Here is a 20,192-nt window from a genome sequence, read left to right on the forward strand (position 1 = left end):
ATTTGTGTAAAGGGGAACATAATGACTATAGAGAAGAAGCGAAATGCAGAGGTTTCTATAAAAAAAATTATAGAAGCAGCCCAAAATTTATTTGCTGAAAAGGGGTTTAAGGCTACTACCTTAACCGAAATCGGCGAACATAGCGGTTTATCGCGTACAACACCATCTTATTTTTTTAAAAATAAAGAATTATTGTACAAAAGTGCAGTGCAAGCATTAATAGCAGATGAACAACGATTTGTTGAAACTTTGAATTACGATGATGAAGTTAGTATACCAATATTAAAAGATTTGTTATTTAGACACATTTTTTACACCTACAAAAATCCCAACTTAGCTAAAATACTTGTGCGCGAATCCATGTCTAAAAACCCTCATGATTGGATTTATGAATATGTTCCAGGTACAGTATCCTGGAGTCATCAATATTTAGTAAAAGCTCAGGAAGTTGGAATTATAAGGCCAGATTTAGATACCTTTATAGTGTGGCTTGATGCTATGGCCATGGCTTGGTTACCTATTATTACTCAAAATACCTTTTTTAAATCATTAAATACAGATGTTTTTAGTGACGAATTTATTGAAAAACAAGTTAAGCAAATGACTACCTTATTATTCGAGTCTATAATTAGTAAATAAAATTACTACATATATAATCTTTAACTAGGGGTATATTTAATACTGCCTAGTTTTTTCATTTAATTATATATGTATTTTTTTTACTTTTATGTAATTTATAATAATTAACCATACTCAAGAATCTCTTTCCATAAACATAATTTAATTAGTATTAGCTAATACAACAAAGTAAATAAATTATTTGTATTTTTTTAGCTATTTCAAAGCTCACAAATTAAGCGTAATTTACATACTATAAAAATTAAGAGGAAGGAGGTTTAAAATGTTAACGAGTGTTCATTTCATTTACATAGCTTTTATTGTAATAACTTTAGTAACTATGGCTTTAAAAAGAGACACCTTAATACCATGTATATTAGGCATTTTTTTCATTAGCTTATGTGCTAGTGGTAACATTATTTTCTCTATTGCAGCCATTTTCACTTCATTTTTGGTTGCTACTAAAGAGCTCATAACTATTATTTTAGTAATCTCACTCATTGTTGCTTTATCTAAAGCTCTTGAAGAAATAAATGCAACCCAAGTTATGGTATCTCCCTTTATAAAAGTAATTAAAAATAGAACAAGTGCATTTTTTGCTGTTGGTTTTGTAATGCTAATTTTATCTTGGTTTTTTTGGCCATCTCCTGCTACCGCACTAGTTGGTGCTATATTTTTACCAATAGCCTTAAAAGCTGGATTACCGGCAATTGGAGTAGCTATGGCTATTAACTTGTTTGGCCATGGTTTGGCTTTATCCTCTGACTTTGTTATCCAAGGAGCCCCTACTATTACTGCTGCCGCTGCTGGGGTAAGCGTTTTTGATATAATGGTAGATGGCATGATTTTGTACTGGGTAATGGCAATTGTGTCTATTGCTATTGCTTTTTTTATGTTAAACAGAGACATGAAAAAAGGTAAACTACAGGCTACACAACAGGTTAAGCTTAATAAAAACATTAAAAGCAATAAACAGACCGTAATATCAGCATTTTTAGTACCTTTTGCATTTTTAACAGACATTGTTTGTATGTATGCTTTTAATCTTAAAGGTGGAGAAGCAACGGCCTTAATAGGCGGAACAGCTGTATTACTGTTAGTTATTATTTCATTTATAAACTTTAAACAAAAATCACTTGAAAAAGTAACTCAATTTTTGCAAAGTGGTTTTAAGTTTGGCATAGAAATATTTAGCCCAATAATACCTATTGCCGCTTTTTTTTACTTAGGTCAGTTAGGTCCATTTAGTGCTACAATTGGAGCATCTTTTTTACCAGCCACTTCTCATGGAATTTTATCTGATATAGGAATTGCTTTATCTCAAGCTATACCTATGAATAAGATTATTGCTTGCTCGCTACAGAGTACTGTTGGTGCTATTACAGGCTTAGATGGCTCAGGATTCTCAGGCATTTCACTTGCTGGAGGTTTAGCCAAAGTATTTGCTGAGGCTATCCATGTTAAGGCATCTGTATTAGCTGCTTTAGGTCAAATTTCTGCCATATGGGTTGGGGGAGGAACAATTGTTCCTTGGGGTTTAATTCCTGCTGCTGCCATTTGCCGAGTTTCTCCTATAGAGTTGGCTAAACGAAATTTTATACCGGTTGTAATTGGATTACTGGTTACTACTATTGTTGCAATATTTATATTATAGGTTTTTAAATAATGTGAGTTTACTCACTAAGCTCACACAATTAACTTTATAATTTTATACCCTAACTTGTAGTTGGTTAAGATAACTCTGCCTATACTAATCCTATTACCTATATGACGAACGCTGGGGACGGGTGATTTTGTTCGGAAAACGAACGAATACACCCGTCCCCAGCGTTCGTTAAATAACAATTCACTACTCTTTACTCACTTCAATAGAACAAACTTTACCTCTAAAAAGCAGTATATAGTTTTTACCATTTAGATTAAATGATGCTTTCATATCACCATAATAAATTTTCTTATCTACAGAATAAACAGTCATCTCTTCTATCCATGCATCAGATAAGAATATTTTCACACTATACATCATCTCTGTTTTGCGTTTCATAATCTGCCTAGTATTAGAGAAAACTACATTATCATGCTTATATGTATTGATTATATACTGTATTTCATCTTTATTATTATATACAATTTCTTCATTATTAATATGATTATATACAACAATAGATTCAATTTTATCAGTGTTTACAAAAAACTCATAAATACTTAGAAGTTTTTTTTCATTTTCTTTTTGGCATATATGGATAACAGTTAATAAAATTAGAGATATAATAACTATAGAATTAAATAAAAGTTTTTTTCCTCTTCTAGACAATTGCATTCTTTCACCTCTCATAAATCTTATCAACAATATAAAACATCATCTTTATAATGGATAGCCCTTAAGCAGTGCTTACGAACGCTGGGGACGGGTGATTTTGTTCGGAAAACGAACGAATGCACCCGTCCCCAGCGTTCGTTAATCAACATATTAAATGTACATAAAATAAATAATATGATAATATTAGTAATCATTACATGAAATTTATTAGCTATACATAATCTCGCTCTGTCATCTTTAAGATTTTTATTATATTTAATTTTACATGCCTATTTTTTAGTTTAATATATTACAGCTGGAGGTAACACATGAATGCATTAAGTAAAAAAATACATAGTAATCTAAGCCTATTAAAGGTACTTCTTCTTGTTTTTTTACCAACATCAATCTTAACACTACTCTATATTTTAGCAGGTTATTTAAACAAAACGATACCATCACTTTTAATGTTTTGCATTTTAGCCATGTGTATACTAATGCCAATCCAGTTATGGATTATATTACGAGCAAGTAAAAAAGAATATGGAAAGTATGGCTTAAAAAGTGCCTTTACTAATCACCAAAAACTACGGTGGTGGATTATATTGTTATATGGGTCGTTACTATTTGCTTTTGCTGGTATTATGTCCGCAATAATAGCTCCCCTAGAAAACACATTATTTTCACCAATTTCAAGTCAACTTACGCGTGTTATTCCAACATACTTTCACTGGAGCAATATAGAATATTTAAAACAATACTCAAATAGTATAGTGCTTATAACCTGTATTGTATATTTTATTTTTAATGGTTTTATTGGACCAGTTATTGAAGAGATGTTTTTTAGAGGTTACCTCACATCAAAAATAAGCAGATACGGTAAGTATGCACCAATCATTATAACAGTACTATTTTCCTTGTACCATTTTTGGCTTCCGTTTAATAACATATTTAGAATTGTGGTGTTTTTGCCTGCGGCTTATTTAGCATGGAAAAAGAAAAACATTTATATTTCAATTGTTTTTCATAGCTTAAGTAATATATTTTCAGTAATTAGCTTTATTGTTGCAGTATATGCAGCTTAATAGACTACGTTTAGGGGTAGGTTTTCATGCTACCTACCCATTTTTACTTTAAGTCCACCACAAAACAACCAAAAGTCGCTGCCTAGCTATAGTTTTAGTTATTAGAGACAAACTTTAATTATGCAAGTGTTAATTTATACAAGATAATATAATTTTATAGAATTGCTCTTTGGCCCATCTCTCAACCCAAGGTGTATGACCACATTTTTTTAATTCATAAAAGGTAAAATCTTTAACTATATTTTTTAGTGAATCACGTATTCCTTCTATTGGGTGTGAATCATAATCTCCATGAATAGCTATCACAGGGCAATTTATTTGCTTGCCCATTTTTGCCATTTCTCCACTTTTGCGCATAGCATGAGCCTGTGGCCAAACTTTATTAAATATTTCATAACTGATCATGCTAGTATTTTTTTCTGTTTCTACAGAATCATAAGTATCGAGTTTGCCCATTAGTTTACCAAACCGAGCAAAGATTTCATTCATGTTTTTATTACTAGTTGGATTACTAAATTTCTTTTTTAAACAACTAAGCTCTTCTCGCTCCGCCTCTGTTAAACGATCTTCTCTATTTTGGCATAGATCTGGATAATACTTTTCCTCAACAGCTCCACTACTTACCATAATAATTTTCTTTACTAAATGTTTATGTTTAGCTGCAAACATATAAATTAGCATTGCACCCCAAGAGTGGCCAATAAGAGTAATAGGCTCTTTACAGTTTTCTTCTAGTACTTGCATTAATTCTGTTATTTGACCCTCTACAGACATAGCTGTTTGTAAAGGCTCTAATACCCCAAAATACTTGCTTAATTCTAAGGCAACAGGCTTCATAGATCCTGCCCCACCTGGCCCACCATGAACTACAGCTACTTTATAGGGAGCAGTTCCATATTTTCTTAGGTTCATTTTACTGTCCTCCTTTATTATTTAACGAATCTTACTTTAGTTCTGTAATTTATGTTCATAAAAAGTTATTTTTTTATCTAAAAACTTAATAGCCTGCTGTAATTCATTAAAATCTGCTATTAGTTTTGCACGGCATTTTTTTGTAACAGCTAAGCGTAACTTAAAGTCTTCATTTTGAGAGTAATATAAATCAGCGTATTGGCTAATTTCTGCTAATGAAAGTCTGGCATTTTTCATAGCTACTAAAAACTTAATCCACTTATAGTCGTCTTCAGTATAATCCCTTAAACCCTGTTTATTTCTATGAACGTTTCTAATTAAATTTTGCTTTTCATAGTATCTTAATGCAGAAATAGTTAGCCCAGCTCTTTTTGCTATGTCTCCAATTTTCATTATTAATACCTCCCAAATAAATGATAATACCTAAACCATGGTTGAGGTCAAATAATTATTATTTTTTTACTATAATGTGATATCTAAATAGCTCTTTACAAACACAACCCTAAAAGTAATCATTTAAAAAAATTTGCGAACGCTGGGGACGGGTGATTTTGTTCGGAAAACGAACAAATGTACCCGTCCCCAGCGTTCGTAATTACTGTATTTTTAACAGTTTAGTTTTATATTTTATATATTCATTATCCCAGCCTGTTGTATTGTGTGAATAGCATATTGTAAAATCTGCATCACAGTTTTCAAAAATGTTATATGTTATTCCGTTTGGTGCGTCTCCTAAAAATATTGCCTGCTTTAAGTTAACACAGTCAGCAAATGCTTGTTGTAAAATATCAGTTAAGCTAGCTGGTATTTTTATGGTCTCTAACAAAACACATGATTTAAATGCATCATAACCTATTTTCTTAACTGCTTTTAACTCAACATTTACTAAGCCAAAACAGTTTTCAAAAGAGCCTGTATTAATTACTTTTATTGATTCTGGTAGCTTTAATTCTTTTAAACTAATACAATTCATAAAAGCATGCTCACCAATTTCTTGTAGTTCTTGAGGAAATACCATACTCTTTAATGCTCTACAGTTCTCAAAAGTATCTTTGTTTATTACTTTAATATTATCTGCTAAAATAATATTTTCAATAAATAAACTATTCTTAAAACCATATTCTAAAATTGTTTTGGTTTGTTGAGGAATATTATAGCTTTTATCTTCTTTACCCTCGGGATACTTTATTAAATCAGCTTTATTCTTAGTAAATAAAACACCATAATCTGATTCATAGTTTTCATTATTGTTATCAACAGTTATCTTAAATAAACTTTTGCTGTTTTCAAATACATTATCGTATATTTTGCTAACATTTGCAGCTATAAATATCTCTTTTAAATTCTTACAATCATTAAATGAGTAAGAATTTAAGTGTTTTACATGGTCACCTACATTATAAATTTCATCTGCTTTATTTGGTGGATATTTCATCAATACTGTTGCATCTTTATTTAGCAATACCCCATCACTTGAGCTATAGTGTTTATTATTTTTGTCTACATCTATGCTTTCGAGCATTAAACAACCTTTAAATACATAATCTTCTATACGTTCAACATTTTTAGGAATAAATATATTTATAAGATTTTTACAACCTGTAAAAGCAGATTGTTTAATATGTGTTACTTCATTAGGTATTGTAATATTTGTTAAAGAAGAACATTTATAAAATACATACTCACCAATAGTTGTTAAGCTTTTAGGTAACTGTACTGATGTAAGGTTTATACAATCTTCGAACAAATAATTATAAAGTTCTGTTAAGTTACTAGGTAAAACTATGCTAGTAAGTGAGCTACAACCATTAAAGACTGCTCCTCCTACATAGTTAATACTATTAGGTAAGTAAATGCTTTTTAACTTTTCACAATTTATAAAACTTCCACGCTCAATCTTCTGTAAACCATCTGGAATTTCTATGTTCTCAAGATAGCTACAGTAACTAAAAGCATCTTCACCTATTTCAGTAACTGCATTTGGTATTATTATTTTTTTTAATGATTTGCAATTACTAAATAACTGTCTTGTAATTTTAGTTAAACCCTTAGGTAATGTAATACTTGTTAAAGACTCACAATACTCAAAAGCTTGGTCTTTAATTGTAGTTACTGTACTAGGTATATTTATATTAACTAGAGAAATACAATTATAAAAACTTGAATTTTCAATTATTTGCAAACCCTCTGGTAAAGAAATACTGGTGATTGATGTTGCATCACTAAATGCTGCTCTACCTATTTCTGTAACAGTATCTGGAACAACTACCTCTTGTAATTGAGTACATTGTGAAAAAGCATCTTCCTCTATTTTATTAACGCTTTTTGGTATAACATACTTTTTTAATTTTTTAGCAGGTGGATATTTTATTAGTGTGGTTATATCATCATTAAAAAGAATGCCATCTATTGAAGTATAATAAGTATTTTGAGAGTCAACTGCTATTGACTGAAGATTTTTACAATCTATAAATGCATCAAGATTAATATTGCTCACATTTTTAGGTATATCAATTGTTTTTAGTGATGTACAACAAGCAAATGCATAGTTCTCTATACTTACTAAACTATTAGGCAGAATTACAGTTGCTAGTGATGAATCTCCTAAAAAAGTTTCTCTACCAATAGTTGTTATACCTTCCTTAAAGCTGACACTTTTAATAAAAGTTCTATCAAAAAAAGATCGCTCTCCTGTTTTTAAAACAGCTACCCCATCTATAACACTAGGTACTAAAATTTCTGTTTTTTCTGCATTATAGTATAAAATTGTATTACTAGGTTTATCAAAAGCATATTCATCATTCTCATAAAACATATTACTATCAATAATATCATTAATATCTGCTAGCTTTTTTAGGTTGTTATCACTATTGTTACAGCCAGCCACTAAAAACATAACAATTAAAATTATTAGTGTTTTAAATTTATTAGCTTTTATCATAAAATTATCTCCCTTTTTTTAGTTATCTTGTTTAATATTTAACTAACTATTTAAACGGCTCGTTTATAATATACTTTAGCTTAATATTAGGAGCAGACAAGTACTTTTGCACTTGCCTTTCTCACAAAATTATTACTTAATTTAACACACCTATTTCTTTTAATAATGCAATACAGTCTTTATAGCCCTGTAGGTAAATATCTTCATTTTGGTTTACTTCAACTAAGAGCTTTTTTTCTATATAGTTATCTGTAAAAGCTCTGTCATGATCGTTTAGGCTCTCAATAACTTCATTAAACTTATGTTCATAAACAGTTAAGTAGTTCTCTAATTCTAGAGTTTCCCGATTTTGTTTCTTTAACTCTTGATATACCTTTTGAACCATTAAAGCTGTAAAATTTTTAAAATCATATGTAAAATTGTTCATGGTAAAACCTCTCTTTATTGTTTTACTATCTTGAACAAGGTATAATAAATTTACCACTGTTTAAGATAGTGGTGGTTATGAAGAGGCGGTTTGTTTTCTTGTTTGGAGAAGGCCGCTTCTTTTCATAAAATTTTTTAGTCTCCACTGTTTACTTCACCTTTAACTCACTCGCAATTCTTTCTATTCCCTTACGAACAATATCAGAACGAGTGCTATTAAGCTTTTCAGCACATTCATCAAGTGTATTCATAGTATCTTGACTTACTCTTATTTGCAGCTTAATATTTTTAGGATTTTCAACAGGTGGACGACCAACTTTTTTCGGCATTTAAGCTTCACCTCTCTTATTTATGCCATTACATATATTATTATAATATTTGTCATTACAAAAATCAATATATAAGTGTTAGATTTTCTATAATTGTAATAAAAAAAATACCTAGTTTACGAGGTATTTTGAGTTATAAATATTCTTCAAGCTTTTTAATGCCATGTCTTAACGCTTTAAGGTCTTCTATTACATTAAATTTAAATATATTCTTAAACTATTCTCTACTTCTTGTTCAACCATAACTATAAAATCAGTATAATCACCCAATGTATGTGCTTTATCTAATGATTCATAGTAATTAACTCTTTCATCATTCTTAATAACTATAGGAGGATAACCGCTCTTCATTAATTCTAAGTTTAATAATAGCCTTGCTGTACGACCATTTCCATGGCTAAACGGATGAATCTTAACAAATTCACCATGCACTTTTGCTGCCCTCTCAATAGGGTGCATATTTCCGGCGTCTTGTGATCTGTACCACCCTATAAATTTATGCATTTCATCAATTAAAATGAACTGATTTGGCGGTATATGTTTTGCTCCGGAAATGATAACATTTTGCTTTCTATATCGCCCAGCGTTCTCATCATCTATTCCTTTTAAAACCAAACGATGAATATTTTTTATCTGCAACTCTGTTAGCTCTTCTTTATTGCTCACAATTTCTTCTACATAAAGTATAGCATCTTGATGATTTATAACTTCAAGGTGTTCTCTTAATCTTTTTCCACCTATAGTTATTCCTTCTAATACTACTTTAGTTTCAATTAACGTTAGGGTGTTTCCTTCTATAGCATTTGAATTATAGGTCCAATCTAACATTAGCTTATCTCTTATGCTCTGAACTGTATAAGAAGGAAGTGGTCTTAAAGAGTCTAATTCTTCTTTCATTTTTGAAGCTTTATCAAACATACTTACACCACCTTACCCTAGATTTATATACTCCATTTGTAGTGTATCATATTAAACCAAGAATTAACAACGCTAACATACTAAAGTATATGCTCAAACTTTTATACCATGATCACACTCATATTTATATTGAGTTAACCTAATCTAAACAATCAACCTTTCATTTAGCTTATCAACAACTTTAATTATTTCTCTGGCAACATCTAATTTGCCAGTAAATAAATTAACTATGTTACCTCGTTTGTTAAATGGGTGTTCGTTAATTATTTCTTTTTCGATACTACCGTTTTTAATAATATAATTTACTATTAGCTTTACAAACTCCATTTGCTTAACATTTAGGTTTTCATCTGTTAAAAATTCTGAGAATATTTCATTGGCTGTTTGAGGTTCTAGTCCTACTATTCTACTAACCATTTTCAGCAGTGGCTCATCGCCATACTCTCTTTGGTAGTCTTCTTTAGTACCTAGCTCTTGCCAGAGCAATGTTTCAAGATGTTTTAAGTCTTTTTGCTGTAACTCTTTATTGTTACGTAGTTTATATACAGCTAAATCTTCACTATGTTGTTTAAGGTATTGGTTAACTTTTTTTCGGTAGCTTTGCATTTCGTTAACAGTGTATATTGCTTCACCATCTTTTATCTCTATTATTTCATCTTGAAAATTAGTGTAGTAAATATTTTTTTTCTCTTTCTCTATTGTTTTTATTAAATCACGAAATGCCTCTCTTACTTGCTCGTATTCTTTTACAGTAGCATTTTGCCAAAACTCTTCAGTTTGAACGGCTTTTATTAGCTCTGCGTGAGCCTGTATTTGCTCAACCCTACCTTTTTTAGCTAGGTTTTCTGCTGTTATAATTACCTTTTGTTTTGGCATTGAGTAGTTTAAACCTTTAAGGTCGGCATACTCAATGGTGTACATTAGATAATCGAATCTCTTTGCCATTTCATCACCTTGAATAGGTGGAACTAAGGGTGCAACATGATCCTCTAGCTCTTTTACTTGGCTATCTTGCAGAGTGTAAAGTGACTCTTTTTTATTGTATTTATGGATATACTCGATTTTTAATCGGGCATAAAATTTTGATTCATCTATAACTTTTATTGCTTGACTTAGACCTGTTATTAGCTCATTACTATAGCTAATATAATAATCGTTTTGATAGTTTAAGTGCTGTAGTTCTTTAACTATATTAAGCTTTACATTAAACAGCTTTTCAGTTAGGGTTTTACTAATTTTAACTTCTTTGCCGTTTTTATTGGCTCTAAAAAACTCGAAGTTACCACAGTAATCGAAGATTCTAAAGCCTTCTTTATGCAAACCTACTCCAAAAAGATCAAGGCAAAGCCGTGTACCTCTACCAACCATTTGCCAAAACTTTGTTTTAGAGCGAATTTTTTTAAAGAATACAAGGTTAACAACCTCGGGTATATCAATACCTGTATCGAGCATATCTACCGATACTGCAATTTGAGGTAGTTTTTCTTTTACCTCAAAGTCACTCATAGTGCTTTCTACGTACTTAATTCCTGTGTAAACAGGTTTAGCTAACTGACCTTTATATTTAGGGTAAAGAATATTAAACCTATCTATTATAAACTCAGCATGGCGCTTATTTTTGGCAAAAATGATTGTTTTACCAATTTTATCTCCACCCTCTACTTTAATACCATGGTTCATTAGGTTTTGAATTACTTTATCTATTGTATCTTTATTAAATAAAAACTCGTTTAAAGCCTCGCTACTTATGTCAGTTACACCCTCATCAAAGGTATTCTCGAACTCTTCTTGTTCTTCGGGTGATAAATCATCGTAGTGTATACCCTCTTCTAAAAACTTGGTTTTAACCTCATAGGTATGATAAGGCACAAGGTATTTATCTTCAATCGCCTCACTAAGCTCATAGGCAAAGGTTGGCACATTGTTCTCAAGCTCAAATACCTCATAGGTGTTTTTATCGATATCGCTTTTGGGGGTAGCTGTTAAACCAAGTAACATAGCATCAAAGTAGTTAAAAATAGCCTGATACTTTTTATAGATACTTCGGTGACTTTCATCTATAATAATTAAATCGAAATGCCCACTGGTAAAGAGCTTTTCATTGTGTTTATTTTTGATATTATCTATAGCATTCATCATGGTTGGGTAAGTCGAAAACACCATTCTACTCTCAGGACTATCTTTACTATCGAGTAAATTGCAAAGAGATAAGTTTGGTAATAGGTTTTTAAAATTCTTTTTGCCTGTTTTACTAAAGCGGTTCTATCAGCTAAAAATAAAATATTTTTTACCCAGCCTCTGCTAATTAAAACATCAACCAATGATATAGCAGTACGTGTTTTGCCAGAGCCAGTTGCCATTACTAACAATGCCTTTCGGCTTTTGTCCATAAATGTTTCACATACAGCATTAATAGCCATCTTTTGATAGGGTCGGTCGGTAATATGGTCTTTTATAGTAGGGTTATGCAGTGGCTGTTTATTAGTTCTTTTATATAACAGCCATTCAAGCTCTTCTTTGGTGTAAATGCCCGATACTTTACGCTCGGGGTAATTATTATCATCCCATAAATAATACTCAAAACCATTAGTGTAAAAAATAATTGGTCTTACACCATACTGTTGCTCTAAACAATCGGCATATCTTAAAGCCTGTACCTGACCTATACGGGGGCTGACACTTGTTTTTTTAGCCTCTACTAAAGCCAGTGGTTTGCCATTATCAGCATAAAGTACATAGTCAACAAAACCTACACCAGAGCTATTAGGCATGCCTGTTACTTCTACTTCTTCAAGACAATTATCTCCTCTTACCCAGTTATTAAGCTCGAGCTCTAAATCTATGTATAGCTTACGAGTTTTAAACTCCGAAATCTCTTTAACCTCAAATGCTCTACTCTGTTTATTCTTAACTCGTTTTTCTGCATTTAGCTTACGAAGCTCTTCATTCTCTTTAATTACTTCTTCGAGTTTACGGTCTTTAGAGCCTAGTCGCTCGTATAAATCCTGTAGCTCTTTACGAGTTTTCTTTTCTTGCTCATTATTAGCTAAGAGATTTTCATTAAAATCAATATTATGTAACTCAGTAGAGTAACAGTAATCTATCCACGATACAAACTCATATAAATTATGCAAAGCCAAAACAGCCTGCTCTTTATTTATAGGAGACGCTGAATGAACAGCTTTATTGCCAAGCTGTTGAATATACCTTAACTTAGGAAATAAGTTAATATCTATAATATTTTTAAAGGTATGGTCATGGATTAAAGTAGCTAAATTATCTTGATAAGGTACAATTAAATCTTCATCGAAACTATAAACCCATTTTATAGTTAGCTCCAAAGCACGCCTAGTAAGTATGGCTGTAGTAGCATACGACACAACCATACTCTTTTCTGCTTCAATACAGGCATTGGTGAATGAATTATATTTTTCTTCTTTTTTTAGGAAGGTGAAGTTGTTGTGCATATGTTTTAACTCCTAATCTTTTATAGCATTATATATTTCCAGGGCTAATTCGTCATTATGGTCATAGTCTCCATTAAAAATTGATGTCATTATTTTATGTAAAAGTTTCTTATTTATCTTTCCAGCAGCTACATGATAACTAATATTCTCTAACTTATGTATAAATTTTGTTTCTACCACTCGTAATTAAAGGTTTCCAATGAGGCAACTCTTCAAAATTCTTAAAAATCTTATCTACTTCCCAGTTATTAAGTTTTCTGTTGAGCTTTTCTGATTCAGTTTTGAGTAGCTCAGCTAAGCCACATTCGTATGAAGCAACTAAATCTAAAATTTCTGAATAAAACGTATCTCTCACTCTATCTTTACTCTTTAGGTTTAAAATAGCTCGGTATTCTTTAGCCTTTTCTTTAAAAATGCTCTGATAAATTTTATCGGTATAACGTGCGTACTTAAATTTATCCATATCTACATAATCTCTTAAAACATCAGTAAATTCTCTTCTATAGTTTTCTTCTTGTAAAAATGCTCCCAAGAAACTTCGGTCTCTTTGATTTATATACTTTGTAGCTCCACCAGTTTTTTGGTTAATTGTATCTATGACAATATCTAATATCATCTTACGTAAAACTCTGGAGTTATCGCTTTCTACTAAGAGCATTCCTATGTTTAAAAAACACTTAAAATTAAGTACTGCTAATACAGTAGTTTTGGTACCGACATTGATGTCGCTACCAAAAAATTTTTTCAACTCAACTAAAAACAGTTTAAGTCTCTTACCCTTTAATAATTGATATCCATTGCTATTTAATTCATCAGAATTTTTTGAGATATATCTTTCTATTGTTCTTATATCTACCTCAAAAAAATCTGCTACCATCTCTTTTGTAAAAGTAAGCTCCTGTTCAAAAATAACACCTTTTATACTGGCTGACTTTCGTATTTCAGTTAGGGCAATTTCATTATTTAAAATATTTTGCCTATCTAGTTGAGAGTTAGTTAGGTTTTTATTCATGTTTACACCTCTCTTCCTTTATATATTTATTTAATAAATTATTAGTTCACGGTTTAAATAAAGATAACATCATCTCATATAACTATATGATAGAACCAAACTCTTTTCTGCTTTCAATACAGGCATTGGTGAATGAAATATATTTATCTTCTTTTTTTAGGAATGTGAAGTTGTTCTTCATGTTTTTTCTCCTGTTGTTTAATGCTAAATATTTTTAAACATATTAAAAAAATGCTTAGAAACAGGCTCATCTTCAAATAAAATGAATTTATCACTTGGTATGTCCTTTATAATGAAAAAATCATTATTACTGTATCTATCTATCTTTTTAACATCTAAAGCTAAAACAAAATCTATATTAGGATAATGTTGTGGTAATGATTTATCTAAAATATATGAATCTAAATAGTCATCATACCTATAGCCAAACTTTTTTAACATATTCCTCTTTTGAATTTTATAGCTATAACAGAACAAACCTACTTTTAAACCGAAACTATTATTTAACTTTTTCATCTCATTTGCAATTTGATTAAGCTTCTTTAGGTCGCATGTATCTGCACAGCTTTTTACTTCTAAGACAATTTCAGCATATTTAATATCAACAATTGAGTGAGAGCCAAAAACTTCATTTGGAGCATTTTCTTTAGTAACGATTATATCTAATTGGCTTGATTGATAGCCTTTATCGTCATCAATAATTACACCCTTTCTAAAATCAAGAGCCTTGAATCTTTTGATAACTTGATCTTTTAAAAACTCTTCTCTTATTTCGCCTCTAGTTAATTTATGATTTATTATTTCAGATGCATTATATTGAACAAGTAATAATCTTTCAATATAATCGTTGTATTTATCAAAAAATTTCATTTTCTAACCACAAATAATCACCACTAAAAGCTTTCTTGAGTATGCAGTTATAGTAATTTCTACATTCTGTTAGAGATTTTTGCACTTGCTCTTTTAGTAGATGTATTCTTCTTACCTGTATTTCATAATTATCTTGAACTGCCATTGCAGGTACAATAACATTAAAGTTTTTAATTTCTTTTAAATGTAAATCTGGAACCCCAATTCCCTTAATTGATTTTATAGCTTGCCTAAATACATAGGGAGTTTTCATCATTTCTTTGAGAAAAACACTATTTAAATACTCTTTTTTTGGCTTTAATAATGCAACACTAACATATATACTAAACTCTATATTGTTATCTACTATTGCAGGAACTCCATATCTTGCTCCTACTTTGGTATATAAAATATCACCTCTTTCTGGCTTACATCTAGATGTATACTTTGTATGTGAATTAATTGAGATATATTTACAATCATCAAAAACAAGAGTTCCATTACTAATATTTTTAACAGATATAAATGGTATACCATCCTGTGTGTAGTTGGGCTTTTGATGAACTCCATCAGTAATTCTATTTGTTACATCACTTAGTTTTCTAATCTCCCACCCCTTAGGATTAGTCACAGGGTCACCAAACATATCATAGAAGATTGATTGAGTTAGCTCATCGAGTAGCCTTATTTGCTCTTTTCGGGCATCGATTAGGCTTTGGGCTTTATCTAAAACTTCAACAATTTTCTTTTGGGTTGGTAGTGGTGGTAGTGGGATTTTTATATCACTCAATATCGACTTATTAATAGACTTAAATGTGCTTCCAGTACCTAAGCTTATTATTTTATCCTTATTTTTTAATAGAAAATAAAATAAATATTTGAAATATAGCTTTTCATCTTCGCATCGTATGGCTGCTAGACCTCTACCTATACAATATTCTTGATCTGATATGTTAACATCACCTACTGGTGCCCTCACAGATATCAATAGGTCATTCTTAATCGATAATTTTTTTGGAGAACTACAGTATGTCCTAGCTTTTGGATTTACTTTACCAAAATCAGCTTTTCCCTGTAGAAATCTATACCCTTTACTAGCTTTATTATATGTTGAAGATGGTGGAGATTGACCCATTATTAATTCTGCAATATCTTTTAACTTTACACATTTCATTACTACACCATCCTCTCAAGTTCATCTAAACCCTCAAGGATTTGTTTTTCAAGTTTTTTTATTTTTTCAATTATTACTTTTGGCTTTTCATACTCTACTTCTTCATAAACTATTTCTTTATATCGGTTAATAGATAAGTCGTAGTCATTATCTACAATTTCTTTTTTATTAACTAGGAAAGACTGCTCGGTACACTCCCTGTTCTCTTCGTCTTTTAAGTTGTGATACCTAGCAATAATATCGGGTATATCATTTTGCTCGGTAGGTTGGCGTTTATCATCGAGTGAAAAACCATCTGCCTGCATATCGTAAAACCAGACTTTATCTGTACCACCTACCCCTGTTTTGGTAAAAATCATTATGGCTGTAGATACCCCTGCATAGGGCTTAAATACACCACTTGGCATTGAGATAATAGCATGTAAATGATGGTTTTCGATTATCTCTTTACGAATTGATTTATGGGCTTTTGAGCTACCAAATAAAACACCATCGGGCACTATTGAAGCACAGCGACCGCCAATTTTTAAGGAACGCAAAAATAAAGCTAAGAATAATAGCTCGGTTTTTTTAGTTTTAGTTACTTTTAGTAAATCTGCTGATACACTATCGTAATCGAGTGAACCTTTAAATGGAGGGTTGGCTAGTACTAAAGTGTATTTTTCGTTATCTTTGTTTTGTTCCGATAAGGAATCTTTGTATTCTATATTGGGTTTATCTACTCCATGTAACATCATATTCATGGCACCAATACGTAACATGGTTCGATCCATATCGTAGCCATAAAACATGGTATTGTGGTAGTGCTGTTTTAGCTCATTTACGTTAAATAAATCTTCATTATGGTTTTGTAAATACTCACCTGCTGCTACTAAAAAACCTGCTGAACCGGCAGCTGGGTCAATTATTAAATCGGATACAGTGGGTTTCATTAGCTTTACCATCATTTTTATGATGTGACGAGGCGTACGAAACTGCCCATTAGTGCCCGATGAAGCAACCTTAGAGAGTAAATACTCATATAAATCACCCTTAGTGTCACCACCCTTTAACGGTAGGTTATCGATATTGGTAATTATTTTTTCTAATAATTGAGGGGTAGGTATCATAAAAATAGCGTCATCCATGTACTTAGTAAAGGCAGAGTCTTTATCTCCGTGCATGTTTTTAATAAATGGAAATGCCTTGCGAGATACCACATCGTACATAGCAATAGCACTTAGCTGTTTAAAATTGCTCCAACGAATATCTTGTTGCTTATTATTAAAGATTTTTTGAGGTTTAATGCCTAATATTTCTGCATTTTTTTCGAGGTCAGTCTGTTTATCATCGAGTCCTTTAATGAATAATAAATATGTAAATTGCTCAATAACTGAAAGAGGATTAGTTATGCCCCCTGTCCAGAATATCTCCCAAATTTTATCTACTTTGCTTCTTAACTCCCCAGTAATCATGCTGTTTCCTCCCGTTGTTTTTAAGTATATATATTTATATAAATTATAAAGAAAACAATTAATTAATACTTTATTATTTTAACATATTTTAAGTAGGTAATTTTACATTTTTTTATAGGATTTTATTAGATTTTAGGTTGTATGTGTTGAACTGGGTTGCGATGTGAAATGGTATATGCGATAAGGGAAGTAAGTAGCTTAAAGAGGAGATTTTTTGGGAGAGAGAACCTCTCCCATTGCAGTATAATCACACACTAACAAACTTTTTGAAACAAATCCACACAATAATCTTTTATATCAGTCTCATTTATCATATTATATTTTTCATATATTTTATTATAGTATTCTTTTATTAATGTTTTTTCAATAATTCTATTAGATGGTTCACTATCATTAAGACCCACTCTAGTTATTTGCCACGATCTTTCACTATGAGTCATTGCTTCGAGAACTTTACCACTATAACAGCCAAAGGTATTAGTTATTACGTTTATTATATTTAATGAGGCGAACGCTGGGGACGGGTGATTTTGTTCGTTTTCCGAACGATTATCCCGTCCCCAGCGTTCTCATAAACTCATAACATAATTGTCAGTTCTAGAATTATAACCAGCTTTGATAGTAGTATTGCGGGAGAGATAACCTCCAATGTCATTAAGTTAAGAAATAAATTAAAATACTAATAGATTATGAGAGAGGTTTTAATAAAAACTTCTTTTTTTTTGCAAGAATCCTTGACAAATAGTTCAAAAAATGTGGCGCAGCCCTTTAGATGAAATATTTTTAAGGAGGCGCCCTATGTCTAACTACCCTTGTTTTATTAAGAGCAAACTAACATCAATTATTAATGGAATGTCACTAAATAAAGACCAGTATGTCAGAAATCCTAAATCGGATTTTACTCGTAAAAGAAAGATTTCTTTTGAAACAGTATTAAACCTGCTAATATCTATGGGGGGAAGTAATTTAAATTCAGAGTTATTAAACTACTATTCCTTTAACACTAATACTCCCACTTCTTCTGCCTTTGTTCAACAACGTAATAAGGTATTACCAAAAGCTTTGGAACATATTTTTAATGTATTTACACAATCTTTCAATAACTTAAAAACCTATGATGGATATCGTTTATTGGCCTTCGATGGCTCAGATTTGCATATTCATCATAACCCAAAAAATCCTTTAACATATTGTCAGACAAAAGTAACTTCTAGAGGCTATAATTTGTTGCATCTTAATACTATGTATGATCTTAAAAATAAGATGTATTTAGATGCAATTATACAACCTATTGGTATATATGATGAGCATAAGGCTTTAATTAGCATGATTGACCGCTCACAAATAAAAAGGGTCTTATGCATCGTTGATCGTGGATTAGAAAGTTATAATAATATCGCCCATATGGATAGAAAAGGGTGGAAATACCTTGCCAGAGTCAAAGGTCCTACAAGTAATGGCATACTCAAGGGCTTAAAATTACCATCTTCTGATGAATTTGACGTTGAGTTTAATTTAATACTAACTAGAAAATTATCAAAAGTTAGAGCCAATTCAAAGCTATATAAATATATACATCACACCTCTAGCTTTAGCTACTTTGATGAAGATAAATGTCACTTCTATCCTTTTTCCTTTAGGGTTGTTCGAGTGCAAATTGAAAAAGATGTGTATCATAGTTTCATTACCAATCTTCCGACCGATGAGTTTCCCAAGTCTAAGATTAAAATGCTTTATCATATGCGTTGGGGTATTGAAACTTCTTTTCGTGAACTAAAATATTCTATTGGATTAACTGCTTTCCATGCTAAAAAGATGGATTCCATCATCCAAGAAATTTTTGCTAGACTTACTATGTATAATTTCTGTGCTATCATTACTCTCCACACAATAATAAAACAGAAGCTTAGCAATAAACACTATTATCAAATCAATTTTACTCAAGCTATATACATTTGCAAGCGCTTTTTCTCTTGGAAAGATGAGAATCCACCTGATGTTGAAACACTTATAAAAAGATATGTTCAACCAATACGTTTAGACCGCAAGTTTTCTCGTAATGTTAAGAAAAAATCTTTTATAAGTTTCATTTATAGGATAGCTTAATTATTGTAAATGGTCAAAATATTTTAGACAGATTTTAAATCTGTCTCATTAGCATACCTTTAATTATTTAATCGACACTATCATTCATTATTCTTTTCGCATCTTTACCTAACCTTTTTACAAACTTAATGACATTGAGATAACCTCTCCCCTACGTTGTTATCGTAACGTATTCTTTATGCGTGGAACTACAGGGGTGTTGGTTGTTTGACTTAGTATTAGGTAGGCTCCCACCACGGTGCAAAGTAAGAGAAAGTTTATGCTGTAAATTTATTTTAAAATATTGAGTTAAGAAATGCCCCTTGTTACAGGCTGTTGATACGCTTTTGGGTTGAGATTGTACTATAAGTATTTGTAATGCCCAGCAATTGAACGACACAGAGGTCGTTCACTACAGTTGTAGTCTTATCCTAATATTGTTGTTGTTTCAGTTTCAAAAACTATAACCAACTACCAGTCATGCATTACGTGGCTCACAGAATTTAGCCTAGATTAATGATTTTTCTATGCAACGCAGAGCTAGGCATGATTTTTGGTAACAAAATATCATACCTAAAACATCAGTTATTACAATTAATTATGGGAGCAACCGTGGAAAGAAA

The 20,192-nt window shown here is 31.1% G+C and carries 19 protein-coding genes and 1 pseudogene; 4 read left to right on the forward strand and 16 right to left on the reverse strand.

Features of this window, described 5'->3' with window-relative positions; all coding sequences use genetic code 11:
• Positions 1–21: 21 nt before the first annotated feature.
• Both IMX26_RS05905 and IMX26_RS05910 read left to right on the forward strand, forming a co-directional pair.
• A complete protein-coding gene (locus IMX26_RS05905; RefSeq protein ID WP_195160755.1) occupies positions 22–639 on the forward strand; it encodes a TetR/AcrR family transcriptional regulator in 618 nt (205 codons plus the stop codon).
• Between the two features lie 262 nt (positions 640–901).
• Positions 902–2,272 (forward strand): hypothetical protein, encoded by a 1,371-nt coding sequence (locus IMX26_RS05910; protein WP_195160756.1) that lies wholly within the window; start codon positions 902–904, stop codon positions 2,270–2,272.
• Between the two features lie 195 nt (positions 2,273–2,467).
• On the opposite strand, the gene IMX26_RS05915 is transcribed toward IMX26_RS05910, so the two are convergent.
• Positions 2,468–2,938 (reverse strand): hypothetical protein, encoded by a 471-nt coding sequence (locus IMX26_RS05915; RefSeq protein WP_195160757.1) that lies wholly within the window; start codon positions 2,936–2,938, stop codon positions 2,468–2,470.
• A 308-nt stretch (positions 2,939–3,246) separates the two neighbouring features.
• On the opposite strand from IMX26_RS05915, the gene IMX26_RS05920 reads away from it, so the two are divergent.
• Positions 3,247–4,002: a CPBP family intramembrane glutamic endopeptidase gene (locus IMX26_RS05920; protein ID WP_195160758.1), complete on the forward strand. Its 756-nt coding sequence runs from the start codon at positions 3,247–3,249 to the stop codon at positions 4,000–4,002.
• Positions 4,003–4,131: 129 nt separating this feature from the next.
• Here the strand turns inward: IMX26_RS05920 and IMX26_RS05925 are convergent, their stop codons facing one another.
• The 15 genes and pseudogenes from IMX26_RS05925 to IMX26_RS05985 form a co-directional block, all read right to left on the reverse strand.
• A complete protein-coding gene (locus IMX26_RS05925; RefSeq protein ID WP_195160759.1) occupies positions 4,132–4,914 on the reverse strand; it encodes an alpha/beta hydrolase in 783 nt (260 codons plus the stop codon).
• 36 nt (positions 4,915–4,950) lie between these two features.
• Positions 4,951–5,307, reverse strand: a complete 357-nt coding sequence (locus IMX26_RS05930) for a MerR family transcriptional regulator (protein WP_195160760.1) — start codon at positions 5,305–5,307, stop codon at positions 4,951–4,953.
• Positions 5,308–5,509: 202 nt separating this feature from the next.
• The gene (locus IMX26_RS05935) at positions 5,510–7,855 is read right to left on the reverse strand and encodes a leucine-rich repeat domain-containing protein (protein ID WP_195160761.1); all 2,346 of its coding nucleotides are present in this window, start codon (positions 7,853–7,855) and stop codon (positions 5,510–5,512) included.
• 136 nt (positions 7,856–7,991) lie between these two features.
• A complete protein-coding gene (locus tag IMX26_RS05940; protein WP_195160762.1) occupies positions 7,992–8,282 on the reverse strand; it encodes a hypothetical protein in 291 nt (96 codons plus the stop codon).
• A gap of 148 nt (positions 8,283–8,430) precedes the next feature.
• Positions 8,431–8,610 (reverse strand): ribbon-helix-helix protein, CopG family, encoded by a 180-nt coding sequence (locus IMX26_RS05945; protein WP_195160763.1) that lies wholly within the window; start codon positions 8,608–8,610, stop codon positions 8,431–8,433.
• A gap of 189 nt (positions 8,611–8,799) precedes the next feature.
• Positions 8,800–9,528 (reverse strand): Fic family protein, encoded by a 729-nt coding sequence (locus tag IMX26_RS05950; protein ID WP_195160764.1) that lies wholly within the window; start codon positions 9,526–9,528, stop codon positions 8,800–8,802.
• A gap of 144 nt (positions 9,529–9,672) precedes the next feature.
• A complete protein-coding gene (locus IMX26_RS18260; RefSeq protein WP_243259348.1) occupies positions 9,673–11,208 on the reverse strand; it encodes a type I restriction-modification enzyme R subunit C-terminal domain-containing protein in 1,536 nt (511 codons plus the stop codon).
• 213 nt (positions 11,209–11,421) lie between these two features.
• Positions 11,422–11,709 (reverse strand): annotated as a pseudogene (locus IMX26_RS18265) (DEAD/DEAH box helicase family protein); the annotation flags it as partial.
• Entirely contained in the window at positions 11,664–12,995 is a 1,332-nt protein-coding gene (locus IMX26_RS18270; RefSeq protein WP_347707896.1) for a DEAD/DEAH box helicase family protein, read from the reverse strand. The gene IMX26_RS18270 and the pseudogene IMX26_RS18265, both read right to left, overlap by 46 nt.
• A 12-nt stretch (positions 12,996–13,007) precedes the next feature.
• Positions 13,008–13,175: a hypothetical protein gene (locus IMX26_RS05960; RefSeq protein ID WP_195160765.1), complete on the reverse strand. Its 168-nt coding sequence runs from the start codon at positions 13,173–13,175 to the stop codon at positions 13,008–13,010.
• A complete protein-coding gene (locus tag IMX26_RS05965) occupies positions 13,150–14,007 on the reverse strand; it encodes a DNA-binding protein (protein ID WP_195160766.1) in 858 nt (285 codons plus the stop codon). The genes IMX26_RS05960 and IMX26_RS05965 overlap by 26 nt, the downstream gene beginning before the upstream one ends.
• A gap of 204 nt (positions 14,008–14,211) precedes the next feature.
• Positions 14,212–14,877 carry a DUF6602 domain-containing protein gene (locus IMX26_RS05970; RefSeq protein ID WP_195160767.1) on the reverse strand — a complete coding sequence of 222 codons (666 nt, stop codon included), beginning with the start codon at positions 14,875–14,877 and terminating at the stop codon, positions 14,212–14,214.
• Entirely contained in the window at positions 14,864–16,030 is a 1,167-nt protein-coding gene (locus IMX26_RS05975; RefSeq protein ID WP_195160768.1) for a restriction endonuclease subunit S, read from the reverse strand. Before IMX26_RS05975 ends, IMX26_RS05970 begins: the two co-directional genes overlap by 14 nt.
• Positions 16,031–16,032: 2 nt before the next feature.
• Positions 16,033–17,484 carry a class I SAM-dependent DNA methyltransferase gene (locus tag IMX26_RS05980; RefSeq protein WP_195160769.1) on the reverse strand — a complete coding sequence of 484 codons (1,452 nt, stop codon included), beginning with the start codon at positions 17,482–17,484 and terminating at the stop codon, positions 16,033–16,035.
• A 254-nt stretch (positions 17,485–17,738) separates the two neighbouring features.
• On the reverse strand, positions 17,739–17,924 hold the full coding sequence (locus IMX26_RS05985) for a hypothetical protein (protein ID WP_195160770.1): 186 nt from the start codon (positions 17,922–17,924) through the stop codon (positions 17,739–17,741).
• Positions 17,925–18,336: 412 nt separating this feature from the next.
• Between IMX26_RS05985 and IMX26_RS05990 the strand changes: the two genes are divergently transcribed.
• The gene (locus IMX26_RS05990) at positions 18,337–19,590 is read left to right on the forward strand and encodes an IS4 family transposase (protein ID WP_279324895.1); all 1,254 of its coding nucleotides are present in this window, start codon (positions 18,337–18,339) and stop codon (positions 19,588–19,590) included.
• Positions 19,591–20,192 lie beyond the last annotated feature (602 nt).

Source organism: Clostridium sp. 'deep sea' (genome assembly GCF_014931565.1).
Lineage (GTDB): Bacteria > Bacillota > UBA994 > PWPR01 > PWPR01.

Bases quoted from the DNA above. Each gene is read 5' to 3' on its own strand.
- IMX26_RS05905 (WP_195160755.1), top strand. From the start codon at position 22: ATGACTATAGAGAAGAAGCGAAATGCAGAGGTTTCTATAAAAAAAATT.
- IMX26_RS05910 (WP_195160756.1), top strand. From the start codon at position 902: ATGTTAACGAGTGTTCATTTCATTTACATAGCTTTTATTGTAATAACT.
- IMX26_RS05915 (WP_195160757.1), bottom strand. From the start codon at position 2,938: ATGCAATTGTCTAGAAGAGGAAAAAAACTTTTATTTAATTCTATAGTT.
- IMX26_RS05920 (WP_195160758.1), top strand. From the start codon at position 3,247: ATGAATGCATTAAGTAAAAAAATACATAGTAATCTAAGCCTATTAAAG.
- IMX26_RS05925 (WP_195160759.1), bottom strand. From the start codon at position 4,914: ATGAACCTAAGAAAATATGGAACTGCTCCCTATAAAGTAGCTGTAGTT.
- IMX26_RS05930 (WP_195160760.1), bottom strand. From the start codon at position 5,307: ATGAAAATTGGAGACATAGCAAAAAGAGCTGGGCTAACTATTTCTGCA.
- IMX26_RS05935 (WP_195160761.1), bottom strand. From the start codon at position 7,855: ATGATAAAAGCTAATAAATTTAAAACACTAATAATTTTAATTGTTATG.
- IMX26_RS05940 (WP_195160762.1), bottom strand. From the start codon at position 8,282: ATGAACAATTTTACATATGATTTTAAAAATTTTACAGCTTTAATGGTT.
- IMX26_RS05945 (WP_195160763.1), bottom strand. From the start codon at position 8,610: ATGCCGAAAAAAGTTGGTCGTCCACCTGTTGAAAATCCTAAAAATATT.
- IMX26_RS05950 (WP_195160764.1), bottom strand. From the start codon at position 9,528: ATGTTTGATAAAGCTTCAAAAATGAAAGAAGAATTAGACTCTTTAAGA.
- IMX26_RS18260 (WP_243259348.1), bottom strand. From the start codon at position 11,208: ATGAACCATGGTATTAAAGTAGAGGGTGGAGATAAAATTGGTAAAACA.
- IMX26_RS18270 (WP_347707896.1), bottom strand. From the start codon at position 12,995: ATGCACAACAACTTCACCTTCCTAAAAAAAGAAGAAAAATATAATTCA.
- IMX26_RS05965 (WP_195160766.1), bottom strand. From the start codon at position 14,007: ATGAATAAAAACCTAACTAACTCTCAACTAGATAGGCAAAATATTTTA.
- IMX26_RS05970 (WP_195160767.1), bottom strand. From the start codon at position 14,877: ATGAAATTTTTTGATAAATACAACGATTATATTGAAAGATTATTACTT.
- IMX26_RS05975 (WP_195160768.1), bottom strand. From the start codon at position 16,030: ATGAAATGTGTAAAGTTAAAAGATATTGCAGAATTAATAATGGGTCAA.
- IMX26_RS05980 (WP_195160769.1), bottom strand. From the start codon at position 17,484: ATGATTACTGGGGAGTTAAGAAGCAAAGTAGATAAAATTTGGGAGATA.
- IMX26_RS05985 (WP_195160770.1), bottom strand. From the start codon at position 17,924: ATGACTCATAGTGAAAGATCGTGGCAAATAACTAGAGTGGGTCTTAAT.
- IMX26_RS05990 (WP_279324895.1), top strand. From the start codon at position 18,337: ATGTCACTAAATAAAGACCAGTATGTCAGAAATCCTAAATCGGATTTT.